The sequence below is a fragment of the Streptomyces sp. PSU-S4-23 genome (assembly GCF_055632315.1).
The window spans coordinates 6,989,914-7,008,107 of record NZ_JBVMUU010000002.1 but is presented as its reverse complement, the minus strand read 5'-3'; the positions used below and the strand labels follow the sequence as shown (position 1 = coordinate 7,008,107).

General features: G+C 73.4%; 18 protein-coding genes. 11 read left to right on the top strand and 7 right to left on the bottom strand.

What is annotated here, in order from left to right:
* Positions 1-13: 13 nt before the first annotated feature.
* The 7 genes from ACZ79I_RS31875 (at position 14) to ACZ79I_RS31845 (ending at position 3,646) form a co-directional block, all read left to right on the top strand.
* Positions 14-220 (top strand): hypothetical protein, encoded by a 207-nt coding sequence (locus ACZ79I_RS31875; protein ID WP_471501928.1) that lies wholly within the window; start codon positions 14-16, stop codon positions 218-220.
* 67 nt (positions 221-287) lie between these two features.
* Positions 288-434 carry a hypothetical protein gene (locus tag ACZ79I_RS31870; RefSeq protein ID WP_381079343.1) on the top strand — a complete coding sequence of 49 codons (147 nt, stop codon included), beginning with the start codon at positions 288-290 and terminating at the stop codon, positions 432-434.
* Positions 435-548: 114 nt separating this feature from the next.
* Entirely contained in the window at positions 549-1,001 is a 453-nt protein-coding gene (locus ACZ79I_RS31865; RefSeq protein WP_471501926.1) for a YbhB/YbcL family Raf kinase inhibitor-like protein, read from the top strand.
* A gap of 78 nt (positions 1,002-1,079) precedes the next feature.
* Positions 1,080-1,859, top strand: a complete 780-nt coding sequence (locus ACZ79I_RS31860; protein WP_471501924.1) for a polysaccharide deacetylase family protein — start codon at positions 1,080-1,082, stop codon at positions 1,857-1,859.
* 39 nt (positions 1,860-1,898) lie between these two features.
* Positions 1,899-2,378 (top strand): acyl-CoA thioesterase, encoded by a 480-nt coding sequence (locus ACZ79I_RS31855; RefSeq protein WP_471501922.1) that lies wholly within the window; start codon positions 1,899-1,901, stop codon positions 2,376-2,378.
* 106 nt (positions 2,379-2,484) lie between these two features.
* Positions 2,485-2,934, top strand: coding sequence for an SRPBCC family protein (locus ACZ79I_RS31850; protein ID WP_471501920.1), 450 nt, complete (start codon positions 2,485-2,487; stop codon positions 2,932-2,934).
* Positions 2,935-2,989: 55 nt separating this feature from the next.
* The gene (locus ACZ79I_RS31845) at positions 2,990-3,646 is read left to right on the top strand and encodes a class I SAM-dependent methyltransferase (RefSeq protein ID WP_471501918.1); all 657 of its coding nucleotides are present in this window, start codon (positions 2,990-2,992) and stop codon (positions 3,644-3,646) included.
* Here ACZ79I_RS31845 and ACZ79I_RS31840 read toward each other — a convergent pair.
* Genes ACZ79I_RS31840 through ACZ79I_RS31830 form a run of 3 tightly spaced genes read right to left on the bottom strand, consistent with a single transcriptional unit; the run spans position 3,633 to position 7,406 of the window.
* Positions 3,633-6,014 carry a xanthine dehydrogenase family protein molybdopterin-binding subunit gene (locus tag ACZ79I_RS31840; RefSeq protein WP_471501916.1) on the bottom strand — a complete coding sequence of 794 codons (2,382 nt, stop codon included), beginning with the start codon at positions 6,012-6,014 and terminating at the stop codon, positions 3,633-3,635. The genes ACZ79I_RS31845 and ACZ79I_RS31840 overlap by 14 nt on opposite strands.
* 1 nt (position 6,015) lies before the next feature.
* Positions 6,016-6,519, bottom strand: a complete 504-nt coding sequence (locus tag ACZ79I_RS31835; protein ID WP_471501914.1) for a (2Fe-2S)-binding protein — start codon at positions 6,517-6,519, stop codon at positions 6,016-6,018.
* Positions 6,519-7,406, bottom strand: a complete 888-nt coding sequence (locus ACZ79I_RS31830) for an FAD binding domain-containing protein (protein WP_471501912.1) — start codon at positions 7,404-7,406, stop codon at positions 6,519-6,521. Before ACZ79I_RS31830 ends, ACZ79I_RS31835 begins: the two co-directional genes overlap by 1 nt.
* A gap of 171 nt (positions 7,407-7,577) precedes the next feature.
* Between ACZ79I_RS31830 and ACZ79I_RS31825 the strand changes: the two genes are divergently transcribed.
* The 3 genes from ACZ79I_RS31825 to ACZ79I_RS31815 all read left to right on the top strand — a co-directional run bounded on the left by ACZ79I_RS31825 (position 7,578) and on the right by ACZ79I_RS31815 (position 11,089).
* Positions 7,578-9,353 (top strand): PucR family transcriptional regulator, encoded by a 1,776-nt coding sequence (locus ACZ79I_RS31825; RefSeq protein ID WP_471501910.1) that lies wholly within the window; start codon positions 7,578-7,580, stop codon positions 9,351-9,353.
* A gap of 167 nt (positions 9,354-9,520) precedes the next feature.
* Positions 9,521-10,270, top strand: coding sequence for a hypothetical protein (locus tag ACZ79I_RS31820; protein WP_471501908.1), 750 nt, complete (start codon positions 9,521-9,523; stop codon positions 10,268-10,270).
* A 309-nt stretch (positions 10,271-10,579) separates the two neighbouring features.
* Positions 10,580-11,089, top strand: coding sequence for a DUF2231 domain-containing protein (locus ACZ79I_RS31815; RefSeq protein ID WP_471501906.1), 510 nt, complete (start codon positions 10,580-10,582; stop codon positions 11,087-11,089).
* 73 nt (positions 11,090-11,162) lie between these two features.
* Here ACZ79I_RS31815 and ACZ79I_RS31810 read toward each other — a convergent pair whose 3' ends face one another.
* Complete coding sequence (locus ACZ79I_RS31810) at positions 11,163-11,984, bottom strand: GntR family transcriptional regulator (protein ID WP_471501904.1); 822 nt, start codon at positions 11,982-11,984, stop codon at positions 11,163-11,165.
* Positions 11,985-12,757: 773 nt separating this feature from the next.
* Between ACZ79I_RS31810 and ACZ79I_RS31805 the strand changes: the two genes are divergently transcribed.
* Positions 12,758-13,798 (top strand): DUF2637 domain-containing protein, encoded by a 1,041-nt coding sequence (locus ACZ79I_RS31805; protein WP_471501902.1) that lies wholly within the window; start codon positions 12,758-12,760, stop codon positions 13,796-13,798.
* A 79-nt stretch (positions 13,799-13,877) separates the two neighbouring features.
* Here the strand turns inward: ACZ79I_RS31805 and ACZ79I_RS31800 are convergent, their stop codons facing one another.
* The 3 genes from ACZ79I_RS31800 to ACZ79I_RS31790 form a co-directional block, all read right to left on the bottom strand.
* Positions 13,878-14,360, bottom strand: coding sequence for an ATP-binding protein (locus ACZ79I_RS31800; protein WP_471501900.1), 483 nt, complete (start codon positions 14,358-14,360; stop codon positions 13,878-13,880).
* Positions 14,361-14,570: 210 nt separating this feature from the next.
* Complete coding sequence (locus ACZ79I_RS31795; protein ID WP_471501898.1) at positions 14,571-16,313, bottom strand: pyruvate dehydrogenase; 1,743 nt, start codon at positions 16,311-16,313, stop codon at positions 14,571-14,573.
* A 96-nt stretch (positions 16,314-16,409) separates the two neighbouring features.
* Positions 16,410-18,137, bottom strand: coding sequence for a PP2C family serine/threonine-protein phosphatase (locus ACZ79I_RS31790; protein WP_471501896.1), 1,728 nt, complete (start codon positions 18,135-18,137; stop codon positions 16,410-16,412).
* Between the last annotated feature and the right edge of the window lie 57 nt (positions 18,138-18,194).

The window sequence follows — 18,194 nt, the reverse complement described above, 5'->3', positions numbered from 1 at the left end:
ACGAGGAGCAGACATGGGCAGCATCCGAGTCGGCAGACGACAGGTGAAACCCGACACGCCCGCCACCGTCACCGGGCTGCACCAGGGCAACAAGGGGCCCTACCACCGGCAGCCCGGCCATCACAAGGACGGAACGGCCGACGCCCGCCGCTCGACCGGGATCCACTGGAAAAAGCACGACGCGCTCATGAAGATCATGCCGAGCCTTCCCCCGGGATGACGCGGCGATCAGGACGGGCGCCCCGAGCGGGCGCGGTAGCGACACGACGACCGAAGGAGTACGGGACATGGCACGACGCGTGCTGATCGCACAGGCGGTGGTCGTGGGCGGCATCGCCCTGACCCTGCTGGCCAGGGAGTTCCCGGGGCTGGTCCGCGAGGTGCGGATCTGGCGGATGGTGGGAGTCCGCGCGGGCTCCCGGCGGCCCCGCTGAGCCCCGGCGGCCGGTGCCGTTCCCGGCGCCCTCCGTCTCCCCTGCCGGGCGGCGGCGTGCGAACGGCGCCGGCCGCGGTGCGATGGGCCCCTCGCTCCGGGGTACCCGGGCCGCATGGCCGGCATCGAACTCATGAGCAGCGCCTTCAGTGACCACGCCTTCCTGCCGCGCCGGTACGCGCTGGAGGGCGAGAACCTCTCGCCTCCCCTCACCTGGTCGGGCGTGCCCCAGGACGCGGCCGAACTGGTCCTGCTGTGCGAGGATCCCGACGCCCCGTCGGGCACCTTCGTGCACTGGATCGTGGTCGGTGTCGATCCGCACAGCGACGGCGTGGCGGCGGGGCGGTGCCCACCGGGCGGCACCGAACTCGTCAACGGCTTCCACCGGCAGGGCTGGGGCGGGCCCCATCCACCGCCCGGGGACGAGGCGCACCGCTACGTCTTCCACCTCTACGCCCTCTCGGAGCCGTGCGCCCTGCCGGACGCCCCCAGCGCCGACCAGGTGCACGAGGCCGTGGGGAGGCGAGAGATCGCCGACGGCACGCTGATGGGCCTTTACCACCGCTGAGCCCGCGTCCCCGGGGCGTGGCCGGGCAGCACCGACCGACTATACATGGCGCGTATACTCCGCATGTATAGTCGCCGCATGTTTTCGACGGGGAAGACGAACAGACGTGCGGCCGGGTTGCGTGCCGCGTCCGTGGTCGTCGCGGCGAGCGCCTTCGCGCTCTCGGGATGCACCACGCTCCACACCACCGCGCCCAGCGCCGTGCGCGCGCACGCCGCCGCGGGCGCACCGGCACGGTTCGGGACCGTGGACTGCCGCCGGGCCAAGTGCATCGCGCTGACCTTCGATGCCGGACCCAGCGAGAACTCTCCGCGTCTGCTGGACATCCTGAAGGAGAAGCAGGTCCCCGCGACCTTCTTCCTGCTCGGCAAACGGCACATCGAGAAGTACCCGGAGCTGGTCAGGCGAATGGCCGCCGAGGGGCACGAGGTGGCCAGCCACACCTGGGACCACAAGATACTCACCGGGATCCCGGCCCGGGAGATACGCGAGGAGCTGCGCAAGCCGGACGACGCGATAGAGAGGCTCACCGGTCGCCGGCCCACGCTGATGCGCCCGCCCCAGGGGCGCACGGACGACACCGTGCACCGGATCTGCCGCGAGGAGGGCCTCGCCGAGGTGCTGTGGAGCGTGACCGCCAAGGACTACACGACCGACGACTCGCGGCTGATCCAGAAGCGTGTGCTGGAGCAGGCGTCCAGGGACGGGATCATCCTGCTGCACGACATCTACCCGGGCACCGTGCCCGCGGTGCCCGGCATCATCGACGCGCTCAAGGAGCGGGGATACGCGTTCGTCACGGTGCCCCAACTGCTGGCCCCGGGCAAGGCCGAGCCGGGCACGGTGTACCGGCCCTGAGACACACGTCACACGGCATGTGAGTTAACGTTAACTCACATGCCGTGTGACCATGTGGGCCTTGACGAGCCGCCGACTCGGGAGGCGCTGGTGGACGGCCTGGACGTGACCTACCGGGGGACGGTCTACCCCTGGCACTGCGATCACATGGGACACATGAACGTCATGTGGTACGTCGGGAAGTTCGACGAGGCGACATGGAACCTCATGTCGCACATCGGCATCACGCCCGCGTATCTGAGGTCGGACCACCGCGGCATGGTCGCGGTCGATCAGCAGATCTCCTACCGCCGGGAACTGGTCGCCGGAGACGTCGTGCTGGTCCGCTCGGCGATCCTGGAAGTACGTGACAAGGTCATGCGCTTCCGCCACCAGATGGAGAACGCGGCGACCGGCGAGGTGGCGGCCGTCACCGTCCTGACCGGAGTGCATCTCGACACGAGGACACGGCGTTCATGCCCGCTGCCCGCGGAGCACCTCGCCCGCGCCAAGAGCCTCCTCACCCGGGCGGCTTCCTGATCCACGCCACCTCACGCGGGCCACGCCCGCGACGCGGGACGCGCCCCTGGATCACCCGGGTGAGTCGGGACCGGGAAACGCGGGACCCACCGCATACGATCCCCCGGTGGTCCTCTTCCGCCTCGAACGCGTCGCGCCGCTCCCCGCCGAGCAGGCATGGCTGCGGCTCACGGACTGGCCGCGCCACACGGACGTGGTCCCGCTGACCCGGGTCACGGTGCTCACCCCGCCGCCGACGGCCGTGGGCACCGTGTTCGTGGCCCGCTCCGGTGTGGGTCCGCTCGCCTTCGACGACACGATGGAGGTGGTCGCCTGGCGGCCGCCGACCCTGTGCCGGATGGCCAAGCGGGGCCGTGTCGTCACCGGCTGGGCGGAGATCGAGGTGCATCCGCACGGCGCGGAACGCTCGCATGTGGTGTGGCGGGCGGACCTGTCCGTGAGCCTGCTGCCGGGCCTCTTCGACCGGCCGCTCGGGTGGGTGGCCCGGCGGACGTTCGGGCGCGCGGTGGACGGACTGCTGCGGTCCGGCCCCGGCCCCGAGGCGCGGCACCGGTAGGTCCGAACCCGCCCGGCACCATCGATGTCGGTGGCGGCCCCTACAGTCCTGGCCCATGACCGAGACCTCACATCTGCACCTCACCAAGGCGTCGTACGACACCGTGGCCGAGGACTACGACCGGCTGCTCAGGAACCTGATGGACGCCAAGCCCTTCGACCGGGCGATGCTGGGGGTGTTCGCCGAGCGGGTGCTGGCCGGCGGGGGCGGGCCGGTCGGGGACCTGGGGTGCGGGCCGGGTCGGGTGACCACGTATCTCGACAAGCTCGGGCTGGACGCCTTCGGGATCGACCTGTCGCCGGGGATGGTGGCCGTGGCCCGGCGGGCGTACCCCGGGCTGCGGTTCGAGGTGGGGTCCATGACCGGCCTCGACCTCGCGGACGGCTCGCTCGCGGGAGCCCTCGCCTGGTACTCGACGGTGCACACCCCTCCGCACGAACTGCCGGTGCTGTTCGCCGAGTTCCACCGCGTGCTGGCTCCGGGCGGCCATCTGCTGCTGGCCTTCAAGGCCGGCGACGAACGGGTGCACCTGGACCACGCGTACGGCCACGACGTGTCCCTCGACGTCTACCGCTTTCCTCCGGAGCGGGTGTCCGAGCTGCTGGGCCGGGCCGGTTTCGACGAGGTCGCCCGCCTCGTGCGGGCGGCCGAGGAAGGGGAGAAGACCCCACAGGGGTACCTCCTGGCCCGGAAGCCTCTCACCTGCCGGTGAGGTGTTCCGGGCGCACCGGCGCCCTGTTCAGCTCCAGGCCCGTCGCGTCGCGGATCGCCGCGAGGACCGCGGGAGCCGACGAGAGGGTGGGGGCCTCGCCGACGCCGCGCAGCCCGTAGGGGGCGTGCCGGTCGGCGAGTTCGAGCACGTCGACGGGGATGGCCGGGGTGTCGAGGATGGTGGGGATGAGGTAGTCCGTGAAGGAGGGGTTGCGCACCCTCGCCGTCGTCGGGTCGACGAGGATCTCCTCCATCACCGCCATGCCCAGGCCCTGGGTGGTGCCGCCCTGGATCTGGCCCACGACCGACAGCGGGTTGAGCGCCTTGCCGACGTCCTGGGCGCAGGCCAGCTCCACGACCTTGACCAGGCCCAGCTCGGTGTCGACCTCGACCACGGCGCGGTGCGCGGCGAAGGAGTACTGGACGTGGCCGTCGCCCTGGCCGGTGCGCGGGTCGAAAGGCTCGGTCGGCCGGTGCCGCCACTCCTCCTCGGCCTCGACGGCCTCGTCGCCGAGGACGTCCACCAGGTCGGCGAGGACCTCGCCGCCGGCGGTGACGACCTTGCCGCCCTCCAGGCGCAGCTCGGCCGTGGCCCAGGCGGGGTGGTACGGGCCGAACCTGCGGCGCCCGGTCTCCAGGACCTTCTCGCGCACCAGCTCGCAGGCGTTCTTCACGGCGCCCCCGGTGACGTAGGTCTGGCGGGAGGCCGAGGTCGAACCGGCGCTGCCCACCCGGGTGTCCGCCGGGTGGATCGTCACCCGGGCGACGCCCAGTTCGGTGCGGGCGATCTGCGCATGGACGGTGACACCGCCCTGGCCGACCTCCGCCATGGCGGTGTGCACGGTGGCGACGGGCTCGCCCGCGACGGCCTCCAGGCGGACCCTGGCCGTGGAGTAGTCGTCGAAGCCCTCGGAGAAGCCGACGTTCTTGATGCCGACCGCGTAGCCCACCCCCCGTACGACGCCCTCGCCGTGGGTGGTGTTGGACAGGCCGCCGGGCAGCTGCCGTACGTCGGCGCCCTCCGTGGTCTCCCACTGGCGCTCCGGCGGCAGGGGCATCGCCTTGACGCGACGCAGGAGTTCGGCGACCGGGGCCGGGGAGTCGACGACCTGGCCGGTCGGCATGACCGTGCCCTGGTCCATGGCGTTGCGCTGCCGCAGCTCCACCGGGTCCATGCCGAGCCTCATGGCCAGCTTGTCCATCTGCGCCTCGTAGGCGAAGCACGCCTGGACCGCGCCGAAGCCGCGCATGGCGCCGCAGGGCGGGTTGTTGGTGTAGAGGGCGAGGGCCTCGATGTCGACGTCGTCCACGGCGTAGGGGCCGATGCCGAGGGAGGCGGCGTTGCCGACGACCGCGGGAGAGCTGGAGGCGTAAGCGCCGCCGTCCAGGACGATGCGGCACCTGACGTGGGTGAGCCTGCCGTCCTTCGTGGCGCCGTGCTCGTAGGACAGCCTGGCCGGGTGGCGGTGGACGTGCCCGAAGAAGGACTCGAAGCGGTTGTAGACGATCTTGACGGGCTTTCCGGTGCGCAGTGCCAGCAGGCAGGCGTGGATCTGCATCGACAGGTCCTCGCGGCCGCCGAACGCACCCCCGACGCCCGCCAGCGTCATCCGTACCTTCTCCGGCGGCAGGCCGAGGACCGGTGCGATCTGGCGCAGGTCGGAGTGGAGCCACTGGGTGGCTATGTAGAGGTCGACGCCGCCGTCCTCCGCCGGGACGGCGAGACCGGACTCGGGGCCGAGGAACGCCTGGTCCTGCATGCCGAAGTGGTACTCGCCCGTGACGATCACATCGGCCCGGCGGCGGGCCGCGGCCACGTCGCCGCGGATGATCGGCTGGCGGTGGACGATGTTCGGGTGCGGGACGTGGCGGGCGTGGCCGTCGGTGCGGCCGTCGTGCACCGGGACCGCGTCCGGGGCGGTCGCGGACGCCTCGTCCGTGATCACCGGCAGCTCCCGGTACTCCACCCTGATCTTCGCCGCGGCGCGGCGCGCGGTCTCCGGGTGGTCGGCCGCCACGATCGCGACCGGCTCGCCGTGATGGCGGACCTTGCCGTGCGCGAGGACCGGGGTGTCCTGGATCTCCAGGCCGTAGTGCGTCACCTCGGCCGGCAGGTCGTCGTACGTCATGACGGCGTACACACCCGGCGTCGCGAGGGCCTCGCCGGTGTCGATCGAGACGATCTCGGCGTGCGCGACCGGGGAGCGCAGGATCTGCCCCCAGAGCATGTTCTCGTGCCACATGTCGGAGGAGTACGCGAACTCACCGGTGACCTTGAGGGCGCCGTCCGGGCGGAGCGTGGACTCGCCGACGCCCCCCTGGGTCCGGGAGCCCTGGGTGATCGCGCCGGGAGCGCCGTTCGCCGCCATGTCAGGCCCCCTGGGACTGCCGGGCGGCCGCCAGGCGGACCGCGTCCATGATCTTCTCGTAGCCGGTGCAGCGGCACAGGTTGCCGGAGAGCCCCTCGCGGATGTCCGCGTCGGTCGGGTTCGGACGGCGTTCCAGCATCTCGTCGGCGGCCACCAGCAGACCCGGCGTGCAGAAGCCGCACTGTACGGCACCCGCGTCGAGGAACGCCTGCTGGATCGGGGCGAGTCCGGCTCCCTCCCCGGTCCCGGAGCGCTGCCGGGCGCGGTCCGCCAGTCCCTCGACGGTGACGACCTCGCGGCCCTCCGCCTGCCCGGCCGCGACCAGGCACGAGCACACCGGCACGCCGTCCAGGCGGACCGTGCAGGAACCGCACTCGCCCTGTTCGCAGGCGTTCTTCGAACCCGGCAGGCCCAGGCGCTCGCGCAGGACGTACAGCAGGCTCTCGCCCTCCCACACGTCATCGGCCTCCTGCGGCCGTCCGTTGACGGTGAAGCGAACGCGCATCACGCGGCTCCCCTCGCGGTGCGGGCGCCGCGGTACGACTCCCAGGTCCAGGTCAGCGTGCGGCGGGCCAGGACGCCGACGGCGTGGCGGCGGTAGCCCGCGGTGCCCCGGACGTCGTCGATCGGGTTGCAGGCGGCGGAGCACAGGCCGGCGAACCGCTCGGCCACCGAGGGGCTGATGGCCTGTCCGCTCTCCCAGAGGCCGTCCTCGTCGAGCGCCGCGTTCAGGAACTCCTCGGCGGCCGTGGCCCGGAGGGGGGTGGGCGCCGCCGATCCGATGCCGGTGCGCACGGTCCGGGTCCGGGGGTGCAGGGCGAGGCCGAAGGCGCACACCGCGATCACCATCGCGTTGCGGGTGCCGACCTTCGCGTACTGCTGCGGGCCGTCGGCCTTCGTGATGTGGACGGCCCTGATCAGTTCGTCGGCGGCGAGGGCGTTGCGCTTCACACCGGTGTAGAACGCGTCGATCGGGATGCGGCGGGTGCCGCGCACGGACGCGGCCTCGACCTCGGCGCCGGCCGCGAGGAGCGCGGGGTGGGCGTCACCCGCCGGGGAGGCGGTGCCGAGGTTGCCGCCGACACCGCCGCGGTTGCGGATCTGCGGGGAGGCGACCGTGTGGGCGGCGAGGGCCAGCCCCGGCAGTTCGGCCCGCAGACCCTCGATGATCCTCGTGTACGGGACCGAGGCCCCGAGCCGCACGCTGTCCTCGCCCACCTCCCACTCGTGGAGTTCACCGATGCGGTCGAGGTCCATCAGGCACGAGGGCCGGCGGTGGCCGAAGTTGATCTCGACCATCACGTCGGTGCCGCCCGCGACCGGTACGGCGGTGGGGTGCTCCGCCTTCGCGGCGAGCGCCTCCTCCCAGCTTGCGGGGCGTAGGAAGTCCATGACCGTCAGTACACCGCCCGGTTCTCCGCCGGGGTCAGTCACCGAAGACATGAAGGAGTTGGCTGGCCAAGACACCCATCTTGTAGATTCATATGAACGGAGGCCATCGGTAATCCCTCCGCTTTCCTCTGGAAACACGACGGACTTCACGACAAGGACGGCGGCGACGGGATGCGGCTGCGCGCACTGCTGGACACCGACGCGCTGGGGCTGCGGCTGCTCGGCGGCGAGGACGAGCTGGACCGCACCGTGAGCGGTGTGATGACCACGGATCTCAAGGACCCCAGCCGGTACCTCTCCGGAGGCGAACTGGTCCTCACGGGCCTCGCGTGGCGGCACGGGGCCGGGGACTCCGAGCCGTTCGTCCGTATCCTCGCCGGTGCGGGCGTCGCGGCGCTCGCCGCGGGCGAGGCGGAGCTGGGCGACATCCCGGACGACCTGATCGTGGCCTGCGCCCGGCACCGCCTGCCGCTGTTCGCCGTCCATGAGTCGGTGGCGTTCGCGACCATCACCGAGCACATCGTGCGTCAGGTCTCCGGCGAGCGGGCCGGTGACCTCGCGGCCGTGGTGGACCGGCACCGGCGGATGATGACCTCCGGCCCGGCCGGCGGCGGCCCGGACGTCGTCCTGGACCTGCTGGGCTCCGACCTGGATCTGCGCGCCTGGGTGCTCTCCCCCACCGGCCGGCCGATCGCCGGCCGGATGCCGGGCCTCACCCCGGACGTGTGCGCCCAGCTGGCCGCCGAGCACCTGGCGGCCGTGCGCGGCGGCCGCCGCGGACCCCACCGGGCGGCGGTCGGCGCCACGGCGTACTCGCTGTTCCCGATCCACGGCTGGGACGAGGGCCCGTCGGCGGCCGGGGAGGACCGCGCGGGCGGCACCCCCCGGGACGTGCGGGAGACGGTGCTGTCCGACTGGCTGCTCGCCGTCGAGGCGGACGCCGGGGACTGGCCCCAGGAGCGGCTCGACCTGCTGAACGGCGTCACCCAGCTCATCGCGGTCGAGCGGGACCGGCGGGAGGCGGCGCGCACGGTGCGGCGGCGGCTCGCGCAGGAGATCGTGGAGCTGGTGCAGGCGGGCGCGGCGCCCGCCGAGATCGCGGCCCGGCTGCGGGTCGCCGCGCCCGTGCTCCTGCCCGGCCTCGGCGCGGCCCCGCACTGGCAGGTGGTGGTGGCCCGGGTCGAATGGGACGACACGGCGGACGGGCCGGCGGGGCCCCGGGCCGAGGGCAGCGGCGGACGGCGCACGGGAGGACGCGGAACGGGCCCGGTCGCCCAGTCGCTGCTGGAGGAGATCCTGGTCGGCTCTCCGCCGGGTGCCTCGGGCGGGGGGTACGCCCGGCCGATCGGCCCCGAGCACTCCGACCCTGTCGCGGTGGCCCACATCGGGGAGGAGGCGATCGCGCTCGTCCCCCTTCCCGCCCTCTCCTCGGAGCGCGACGGATCCGAGCCGGGCATCGCCGCCGACGCCCTGCTGGAGACGGTGCGGGCCCCCTTGTCCGCGGGCCTCGGCGGCGACGGGCGCCTCACGCTGGGCGTCAGCGCCGCGGTGCACTCGGCCGAGGGTCTGCGCGGTGCCCTGGAGGAGGCGCGGCACGCCCGCCGGGTCGCCGCCGCACGCCCCGGCCGGGTCTGCGCGGCCGGCCACCAGGAACTCGCCTCGCACGTCCTGCTGCTGCCGTTCGTCCCCGACGACGTGCGCCGCGCCTTCACGGCCCGGCTCCTGGATCCCCTGCGTGACTACGACCGCCGGCATCGCGCCGAGCTGATCCCGACCCTGGAGGCGTTCCTCGCCTGCGACGGCTCCTGGACGCGGTGCGCGACCCGGCTGCACCTGCACGTCAACACGCTGCGATACCGGGTGGGGCGCATCGAGCAGTTGACGGGCCGGGATCTCTCCCGCCTTGAGGACAAACTCGATTTCTTCCTGGCGTTGCGCATGAGCTGAGGTCAGCGCGCCGTGTGCCGGATGGCACCGCGTGCCTTCCCAGACGCACGACTTTGTGAAATCCTTCACCCAGCCTCTTGGCCCGGCACCTCGATTGGTGCTGGAATGCCGCCACCACTCAACAGCTCAATGGTGTGCTCGGGGAGGGCAACGTGGCGCATCCCGCCATGTCTGGTTCCGGAACGACCTCAGATCACGATCCCCTCCAGACCGCGGTGTGGCGGCTGCGCTCGCGTGCCTGCTGGGCCGACGCGGCCGCCCTTCTCCGGGCCGGAACGGCCGCGGCCGCGCTGCAGCGCACCTCACTGCTGGTCGAGCGGTGCCTGTACACGGAAAAGGGCTGGGACGAGGCCGAGGACGCGCTGCGCACGGCCGAGGCGCAGGCCCAGACCGACGAGGAGCGGGGCGCCGCCGCGTGCGAGCGCGGGCAGCTGGCGTACGCGGCCACGCTGCACGGCGTACGGGACCGGGCGGACGAGGCGCGGGCCGCGCTCGGCCGGGCCGCCGCGCTGATCCCGCCCGGCGCCCCCGGGCGGGCACTGCTGGACTTCCGGCGCGGGCTCCTCGCCGAGAACCTCGCCCGCTCCCCGCAGGCGGCGCACGCCGCCTACCGGCGCGCCCACGCGAGCGCCTCCGCGCACGGCGACACCCTGCTGCTCTCGTTCACCTGGCGCCATCTGGCCGGACTCGCGCTGCGCGACGGCGATATGGCGGAGGCACGACACGGCTTCGCCGAGTCGCTGCGGATCCGCGAGGAACTGGGGTACCTCGTCGGCACCGCCCCGGCCCTGGCGTCGCTCGCCGACACGGAGACCGAGCCGGAGGCGTCGCGGCTGCGGGCCGAGGCGGGCCGGCTGTTCCGGTTGCTGGGCGGCGTACCGACGTGGCTGGCGGCCCAGTTGGCGCCGGTGGCCTGAGCGGGTCCGGCGAAGCCCCGTGCGGTTCGGCGGTGCCCCGAAGGGGCGCGGGGCCGTGCCGATGCGGGCCGCGCCGATATGCGGCCGCGCCGCCCGGGCCCGGCCGGCCACGACGGACCCGCAGAGGATGCACCGGACCTCCGGGTGCGTGCTCCCGGCGTGCCGGGCGCCCAGCGGCAAGGAGTCCACGGCGATCGAGATGAGGGGGATATTTCGGGAATCGGCTTCACAGCGACCTCAGAAGAACCTGAGAACTTGCTGTGCCAGGCTGACGCGGCCGATGCCCACCCCCCCTGAGGAGATCTCCTGATGAGCTTGATCAACGGCCTGCCCGCGCACATCCTGCTCGTGCACGCCGTCGTCGTACTCGTCCCCCTGACCGCGCTGGCGATAGTGATGTGCGCGATATGGCCGGCGGCCGCGCGACGCTTCGGCGTCGTGCTGCCGGTCCTCGCCCTGGTCACGCTCGCCAGTGTGCCGCTGACGACCGAGGCCGGGGAGTGGCTGGAGAAGCACGTCGACAGCGACCCGCTGGTCCGCGAGCACGCCGAGCTCGGGGACGGACTGCTTCCCTGGGCCCTCGGCCTGTTCGTACTGGCGGCGCTGGTCTGGTGGGCGGCCCGCAAGTCGGCCGCCGACGCCTCCGGCGGCTCCCGCTGGTCCGGCACGCCCGTGCGGGTGGCCGCCGCGGTCCTGTCCCTCGTGGTGGCCTCCGGAGCCGTCGTCGACGTCTACCGCATCGGTGACTCCGGTGCGAAGGCGGCCTGGCACGACGGCTACTCCAAGACCGCGACGAGCGCGTCCGACGACGACGACTGACCACGCACCACGAACGCACCGGGCTGCCGGCGGACACGGGCCGCGGCAGCCCGGTCCCGTGCCCGGGTCGCGGTCAGCACGCGCCCGCGAAGTGCTCCCTCACGAGGGACTGCGCCACCGGCAGCTCCTGCGCGGCCAGCGCGTCCAGCAGGGCGGTGTGCTCGGCCGCGTCGGCGATCAGGTCGGCGCGGCTTGCCGGGCCGGGCACGCCGACGAGCGGCCACTGGGTCCGGCGGTGCAGGTCCTCGGCGATGCGCGCCAGTTGCTCGTTGCCCGCGAGATCGAGCACCGCACGGTGGAAGGCGCGGTCGGACTCGTTGTACGTCGCGCGGCACCCGGAGGCCGCGGCACGGACGGTCGCCTCTGCGAGCGGGCGCAGCTCCACCCAGCGCTCGCTGGGCACCGTACGGACGAGCCGCAGCATCACGGGCACCTCGATCAGGGCCCGGATCTCGGCGAGTTCGGCCAGTTCGCGGGCGCCGCGCACGACGACGCGGAAACCGCGGTTGGGCACGACCTCGACGGCCCCCTCCAGCGCGAGCTGCTGCATGGCCTCGCGCACCGGGGTCGCGGACACCCCGAGCTGCTCGCCGAGGGCCGGCGCCGAGTAGACCTCGCCGGGCGTCAGCTCTCCCGCGACCAGCGCGGTCCGCAGGGCGTCGAGGACCTGCCGTCGCACGGAGGCCCGCTGGACGACGGGACGGCCGCCTTCCAGGGGCGGGACCGGCGGCTCGCTGTGGATGTGCTCACCGCGCGCGGCACCAAAGGCGAGGGCCCTTTCGCGGACCTCCTGCCCGGGCGGGAACTGCGGTGGCACCCGGGCGGCCCGGGCGGGGGCGTCCGGGGCCTCCCTTCCGGCGAAGCCCTCCGCGCTGCGGGAACGGGCCTGCTCCACGGGCTCCTCCTCCGGTGCTGGCGGCGCTGTGCGTCGTGCGGGTGGTGCGTGGGGGTCGTTTACCGTTCGTAAAGCACCATAGGCGCCTTACGCGCCGGTTCAAACACCGGTCGGCCGCAGGAGGGCCGGGCTTCCCGGCGAACGACCGCGCAACGGTCGCCCCGGTACGCCCTTCCGGCCCCCGCCGCGCCCGGCAAGGGTGCTGCCGTGTGGCGCACGTCACGTCCCGGCCTGCCCGGTCGTGGCGCGGGAGGAGGCCGCGCACCGGCGGGGCCGGGAGCCGCGACGGGCCCCAGGCCGCGAGGACCGGCCCGCGTGAGCACCGTGGCCGCCGAGTGGCGCGGGCGGGCGCCGTACACGCCCCCGCGAGGCGGCACGAGCGAGGAGGCGGGCCGGCCGCGGCGTCGGCCACCCGGCCGGGCAAGCAGCCGGGCAAGCGGTCGCGCTCCGCGGCAAGTTGAGACCGCCTCAGCCGACCCCGGCGACGGCGGCCCGCCACGTACCGTAAGATCCACCCCGAACAAGGCCCCGGATGGACGACAGACGTTTCACAACTTCCTCACGTGTCGCGGGAACTTTCCGTGGAACCACCCGTACGGGTAGTCTTATTCGAACTCAACTCCCGCCCCTCAAGCGGCAGTTCGAGCAGAACGCCGCCCTGGGCATCCCCTTGCACTTCCTTGGCGGCCTCTTGCCCCGAAACCCCCTGAGGGCCGGCGGGATTGGGCCACTATGGCGGGCGTTACGCCCTATCCCAATGCAAGGGACCCCAGATGAGACTGACCGACATATCGCTGAACTGGCTGCTTCCGGGCGCCGTACTGCTCCTGGGCGTGCTGGCGGCGGTGGCGGTGCTCGCGCGCGGCAAGCGGTCCGGGGAGAACACGAGCGCCGACGACTCGTGGGAGCGCATGGAGGAGCGCCGCAGGCGCAAGGAGACCATGTACGCCACGGCCTCCTATGTGCTGCTCTTCTGCTGTGCCGCGGTCGCCGCGGCGCTCTCCTTCCACGGCCTCGTGGGCTTCGGCCAGCAGAACCTCGGCCTCACCGACGGCTGGGAGTACCTCGTCCCGTTCGGCCTGGACGGCGCTGCGATGTTCTGCTCCGTACTCGCGGTGCGCGAGGCCAGCCACGGCGACGCGGCGCTCGGCTCCCGGATCCTGGTGTGGACCTTCGCGGCCGCCTCCGCCTGGTTCAACTGGGTGCACGCACCCAGGGGTGTCGACCACGCGGGCGCCCCGCAGTTCTTCGCGGGCATGTCGCTGTCGGCCGCGGTGCTCTTCGACCGCGCGCTGAAGCAGACCCGCCGTGCCGCGCTGCGCGAGCAGGGCCTGGTGCCGCGCCCGCTGCCGCAGATCCGCATAGTGCGCTGGCTGCGGGCGCCCCGTGAGACGTACAAGGCATGGTCGCTGATGCTCCTTGAGGGCGTGCGCAGCCTGGACGAGGCCGTCGAGGAGGTCCGCGAGGACCAGCGCGCGAAGGAGCACAACCGGGCGCGGCAGCGCGAGCAGCAGCGTGTGGAGCGCGCGCAGCTCAAGGCGCTCAGCCGCGGCCACCGCGCGCTGACCGGCGGCAACGGCGGGCGCCAGGTCGAGGTGCAGACCGTCGAGCGGGCGACCGCACCCACCCCTGCGGAGCCTGCCCTACCGGCGGCGGAACTGCCCGTGCGCACCCGTCCCTCGCTCCAGCCCGTCCGGAGCTCCTCCGCTGACCCGATCACCGTCGACCTCACCGCCGAGGACGACACCATGGCTCTGCCCCGCCTCGATTCCCTGGAGCGCAAGCTCAAGGACCTCGAGCAGCAGTTCGGCTGAGCCCGGACGCAGTCACGGGAAGGGGGCGCGGCAGCAGGCCGGGCCCCCTTCCCGTGCGTCACGCCGCTTCTCCGGTGCCTCACGCGGCTTCCGCGGCCAGGTCGAACCACACCGCTTTCCCCACGCCGTGCGGCCGTACGCCCCAGGCGTCCGCCAGGGACTGCACCAGCATCAGGCCCCTGCCGTGCGTGCCGTCGTCGGCGTCCGCCGCCCGCGGCCTCGGCCTGCGTCCCACGAAGTCCCTCACCTCCACATGGAGTCCGCGCGCCGAGACGGTGGCCGTCAGGACCGCCTCGCGGTCGGTGTGGACCAGCGCGTTGGTGACCAGCTCGCTCGTGAGCAGCTCGGCTATCTCGGATCGTCCCGGCCTTCCCCAGTGCGTGAGCAGCTCCCGCAGCGCCCTGCGCGCCTCGGGGACCGCCCGTAAGTCCGCCCGGCCCAGCCTTCGTCTGAGGTGCGCACCCCCTGGCCCGCCCCTCGTGCCGTCGGTCGCTTCCTCCGTCTTCTTCGGCGAGGAGGCCCCGATGGCCACGGGGCCACCCCCTCGTGCTCGCCTGTTCATGTCCCCCGTCCGCACGTGATGTCGGTCCCCTCGTGCTCGAACGTGCTCACGGGATCCATGCCCCGTGGGCGGGGCGACAGTCATGTCGAATCGACAACGACCGGGGGCACGGGGTGGATGCGCGCCACCGACGCGCGGAAGTGAACCTCTGAACCCCTGTACGGGTCCCGCCCGCCGCCGCCCGCCCGTCCGCCCGTCCGTCCGGCACTCCTACGGCCGGGGCACGTTGCGCAGGTTCGAGCGGGCCATCTGCAGCATGCGGCCGACGCCGCCCTCCAGCACCATCTTCGAGGCCGAGAGCGCGAAGCCCGTCACCATCTCCGCGCTGATCTTCGGCGGGATGGACAGGGCGTGGGGATCGGTGACGATGTCGACGAGGGCCGGGCCCTTGTGCCGGAAGGCGTCCTTGAGGGCGCCGGCGAGCTGCTTCGGCTTCTCGACCCGGATGCCGTACGCCCCGCACGCGCGCGCCACGGCCGCGAAGTCGGGGTTCTTGGTGGCCGTGCCGTACGAGGGCAGCCCGGCGACCATCATCTCCAGCTCCACCATGCCGAGGGAGGAGTTGTTGAACAGCACCACCTTCACCGGCAGGTCGTCCTGTACGAGGGTCAGGAAGTCGCCCATCAGCATGGAGAACCCGCCGTCGCCGGCCAGTGCCACGACCTGCCGGCCCCGGCCGGTGAACTGCGCGCCGATCGCCATCGGCAGGGCGTTGGCCATCGAGCCGTGGGAGAACGAACCGATGATGCGCCGACGCCCGTTGGGGGTGAGGTAGCGGGCGGCCCAGACGTTGCACATCCCGGTGTCGACCGTGAAGACCGCCTCCTCGTCGGCGAGTTCGTCCACCATCGACGCCACGAACTCCGGGTGGATGGGGAGGTGCTTGTCGACCTTGCGCGTGTACGCCTTCACCACGCCTTCCAGCGCGCCCGCGTGCTTCTTCAGCATCTTGTCGAGGAAGCGCCGGTTCTCCTTGGGCCGCACGCGCGGGATGAGACAGCGCAGGGTCTCCTTCACGTCGCCCCACACCGCGAGGTCCAGTCTGGAGCGGCGTCCCAGGTTCTCCGGCCGCACATCGATCTGGGCGATCGTCACGTCCTGCGGCAGGAAGGCGTTGTACGGGAAGTCGGTGCCCAGCAGGATCAGCAGATCGCACTCATGGGTCGCCTCGTAGGCGGCGCCGTATCCGAGCAGACCACTCATGCCGACGTCGTACGGGTTGTCGTACTGGATCCACTCCTTGCCGCGCAGGGCGTGCCCCACCGGGGACTTGATCCGCTCGGCGAACTCCATGACCTCGGCGTGCGCGCCCGCGGTACCGCTGCCGCAGAAGAGCGTGACCCGCTCCGCCTTGTCGATCATCGTCACCAGCCGGTCGAGCTCGGCGTCACCGGGCCGCACGGTGGGCCGGGAGGTGACGAGGGCGATCTCCGTGGCCTGGTCCGGGGCGGGCTGGTCGGCGATGTCGCCGGGCAGCGAGACGACGCTCACGCCGCGCCGGCCGACCGCGTGCTGGATCGCCGTGTGCAGCAGCCGGGGCATCTGCTTCGGGGTCGAGATGAGCTCGCAGTAGTGGCTGCACTCGCCGAACAGCCGGTCGGGGTGGGTCTCCTGGAAGTAGCCGAGCCCGATCTCGCCGGACGGGATGTGCGAGGCGAGGGCGAGCACCGGGGCCATCGAGCGGTGGGCGTCGTACAGGCCGTTGATGAGGTGGAGGTTGCCGGGGCCGCAGGAGCCGGCGCACGCGGTCAGCTTCCCGGTGATCTGCGCCTCGGCGCCCGCCGCGAAGGCCGCGGTCTCCTCGTGCCGCACATGGACCCAGTCGATGGCGGCATTGCGGCGGACGGCGTCCACGATCGGGTTGAGGCTGTCGCCGACCACCCCGTACAGGCGTTTGACTCCAGCGCGGGCGAGGATGTCGACGAACTGGTCGGCGACCTTCTGCTTGGCCATGGATCGATGCACCCTTCGGTCTCGGGGCCCGCCCTCCCCCGGCCGGCGGGAGTCCGTCGGCAGGACCCTGAGACCATCAATCCACAGGCGCCTCGATCACGCCTCCCAGACGGCGGCCGCCGTACGGTCGTCGGCGTAGCCCTTCACCCGCACCAGGGTGTCGGCGAGGAAGGCGGCGAGGCCGGGCGGCCGGCCCGTCGACCAGCGGGCCGTCAGATGCCCGGCGAGCCGCGGTTCGTCGCGCAGCGGGTCGGCGAGGCCGCCGGTGCACAGCAGCAGGGTGTCCCCCGGGCGGGCTATGGAGGCCCGGAAGCGGAAGGGGTCGCGGGACGGCTCGGGGGCGGGTTCGTAGGGGCTCGGGGGCGTGGCGATCCCCAGATCCATGGTGAGCCGGTCGCCCTCGGGCGTCTCCGCCGGCAGCGAGCCGAAGCCGACCACCGCCTCGCCGGTCGCCTCGGAGACCCGCGGCTCGATGTCCTGCCACTCGCCGTCCCGCAGCCGGAAGAGGCCGCCCGGGCCGACGCCGAAGAACACTCGCGTGCGGCAGGCGGGGTCGGCGGGCAGCAGCAGACAGCGCAGGCCGGCGGAGTACTCCTGCGGGTCGAGGCCCTGCTCGGCGGCGCCGGCGCGCAGCCTGCCGAGACTGCGGTCGGTGAGCCGGTGCAGACCCGACTTGAGGTCGCCGCGCCGGGCGGCCCGGATGTCCTCGCTCAGGCGCACATGACTGCGGCCGACCGCCCGGCCGATCCAGTGACACGCCTCGGCCGCGGCCCGGTGCGCCCCGGGCGCGCCACGGGCGCCGGTCGCCATGGCCACGAGCACGAGCGCCCGGTCGCCGGTCCCGAACCGGGCGGTGAGCAGGCAGTCGCGGCGCGGCTCGCCGCGGTAGCGGGCCGAGTCCCCGCGCACGGAGACCGCCCGCAACGTGCAGGCGCCGTACCGCGCCCCCTCCAGCACGGTGTCGGGCACCAGGTCGTCGAGGTCGTCCGGATCCGCCGGCGGGAGGGCGGTGGGTTCGGCGTCATAGGTGGGGGGACCGGATCCTACGTGGCCGACCGGGGGCGGCATGCGGGGCACGGCCGGCGGGAGCGGGACGGCCTCGGCGGGCGGGGGCGGCGCGTCGGGTGCGGGTGCGGACGGAACGGCCACGGTGGGACGGGTCGGCGGGACCGCGCCGGCGGGCGGGCGGACGGGGGACGACGGCGGACCGCCGGCCTGCGGCTGGCCCGGCAGGGGCGGCGCGTCCACCGGAAGCCGGTCCGCCGGGGGCGGCGCGTCCACCGGAGGCCGGTCCGCCGGAAGCGGCGCGTCGGGTGCGGGTGCGGGCCCGTCGGCCTCGGCCGGCCCGCTCGTCGGGAGCGCGTCCGTCGGCGGGCGGCCCGGCAGGGGCGGCGGGTCGTCCGAGGTGGCGTCGTGCGGGGGCTCCGTGCGGAATCCCGGTGGGGTGGGTCCGGGCGGGAGGGTCGCGGGGCCCGGTGGCCGATCGGCCGGGGGATCCCATGCTGCGGGCTGCCGGGCGGGACCGCCGAGCCGACGGGGGTCCTCCCCGGCGAGCGGCGCTGGGGGACGGCCCGAGGGCGGGGAGGCCGCATCCGCGGGCGTGCCGGGCCGGGGTCCCGCCGCGCGTTGCCCCGGTACCGTCGACGGTGCCCCGGACCCGTCCTCCCCGGTCACCCCCGGGCCCACGGTTCCCGCCGCCGAGGCGAAGCGGTCGTCGAGGCTGTCGGCAGCGGCAGCCGCCCCCGTGTCCCCGGCGGAGTCGTCGTACAACTGCCCCCACCAGTCGTCCTCGTGGCCGGTGGGCCTCTCCCCCTGTTGGCTCATGCCCCCAATTGTCCACCGCGCGGGCCCTGTGAAAACGGGGCATCGGGAAAATCCGGC

Bases quoted from the DNA above. Each gene is read 5' to 3' on its own strand.
- ACZ79I_RS31835 (WP_471501914.1), bottom strand. From the start codon at position 6,519: ATGCGCGTTCGCTTCACCGTCAACGGACGGCCGCAGGAGGCCGATGAC.
- ACZ79I_RS31865 (WP_471501926.1), top strand. From the start codon at position 549: ATGGCCGGCATCGAACTCATGAGCAGCGCCTTCAGTGACCACGCCTTC.
- ACZ79I_RS31830 (WP_471501912.1), bottom strand. From the start codon at position 7,406: ATGGACTTCCTACGCCCCGCAAGCTGGGAGGAGGCGCTCGCCGCGAAG.
- ACZ79I_RS31845 (WP_471501918.1), top strand. From the start codon at position 2,990: ATGACCGAGACCTCACATCTGCACCTCACCAAGGCGTCGTACGACACC.
- ACZ79I_RS31855 (WP_471501922.1), top strand. From the start codon at position 1,899: ATGCCGTGTGACCATGTGGGCCTTGACGAGCCGCCGACTCGGGAGGCG.
- ACZ79I_RS31800 (WP_471501900.1), bottom strand. From the start codon at position 14,360: ATGAACAGGCGAGCACGAGGGGGTGGCCCCGTGGCCATCGGGGCCTCC.
- ACZ79I_RS31870 (WP_381079343.1), top strand. From the start codon at position 288: ATGGCACGACGCGTGCTGATCGCACAGGCGGTGGTCGTGGGCGGCATC.
- ACZ79I_RS31840 (WP_471501916.1), bottom strand. From the start codon at position 6,014: ATGGCGGCGAACGGCGCTCCCGGCGCGATCACCCAGGGCTCCCGGACC.
- ACZ79I_RS31795 (WP_471501898.1), bottom strand. From the start codon at position 16,313: ATGGCCAAGCAGAAGGTCGCCGACCAGTTCGTCGACATCCTCGCCCGC.
- ACZ79I_RS31790 (WP_471501896.1), bottom strand. From the start codon at position 18,137: ATGAGCCAACAGGGGGAGAGGCCCACCGGCCACGAGGACGACTGGTGG.
- ACZ79I_RS31860 (WP_471501924.1), top strand. From the start codon at position 1,080: ATGTTTTCGACGGGGAAGACGAACAGACGTGCGGCCGGGTTGCGTGCC.
- ACZ79I_RS31820 (WP_471501908.1), top strand. From the start codon at position 9,521: ATGTCTGGTTCCGGAACGACCTCAGATCACGATCCCCTCCAGACCGCG.
- ACZ79I_RS31815 (WP_471501906.1), top strand. From the start codon at position 10,580: ATGAGCTTGATCAACGGCCTGCCCGCGCACATCCTGCTCGTGCACGCC.
- ACZ79I_RS31875 (WP_471501928.1), top strand. From the start codon at position 14: ATGGGCAGCATCCGAGTCGGCAGACGACAGGTGAAACCCGACACGCCC.
- ACZ79I_RS31825 (WP_471501910.1), top strand. From the start codon at position 7,578: ATGCGGCTGCGCGCACTGCTGGACACCGACGCGCTGGGGCTGCGGCTG.
- ACZ79I_RS31805 (WP_471501902.1), top strand. From the start codon at position 12,758: ATGAGACTGACCGACATATCGCTGAACTGGCTGCTTCCGGGCGCCGTA.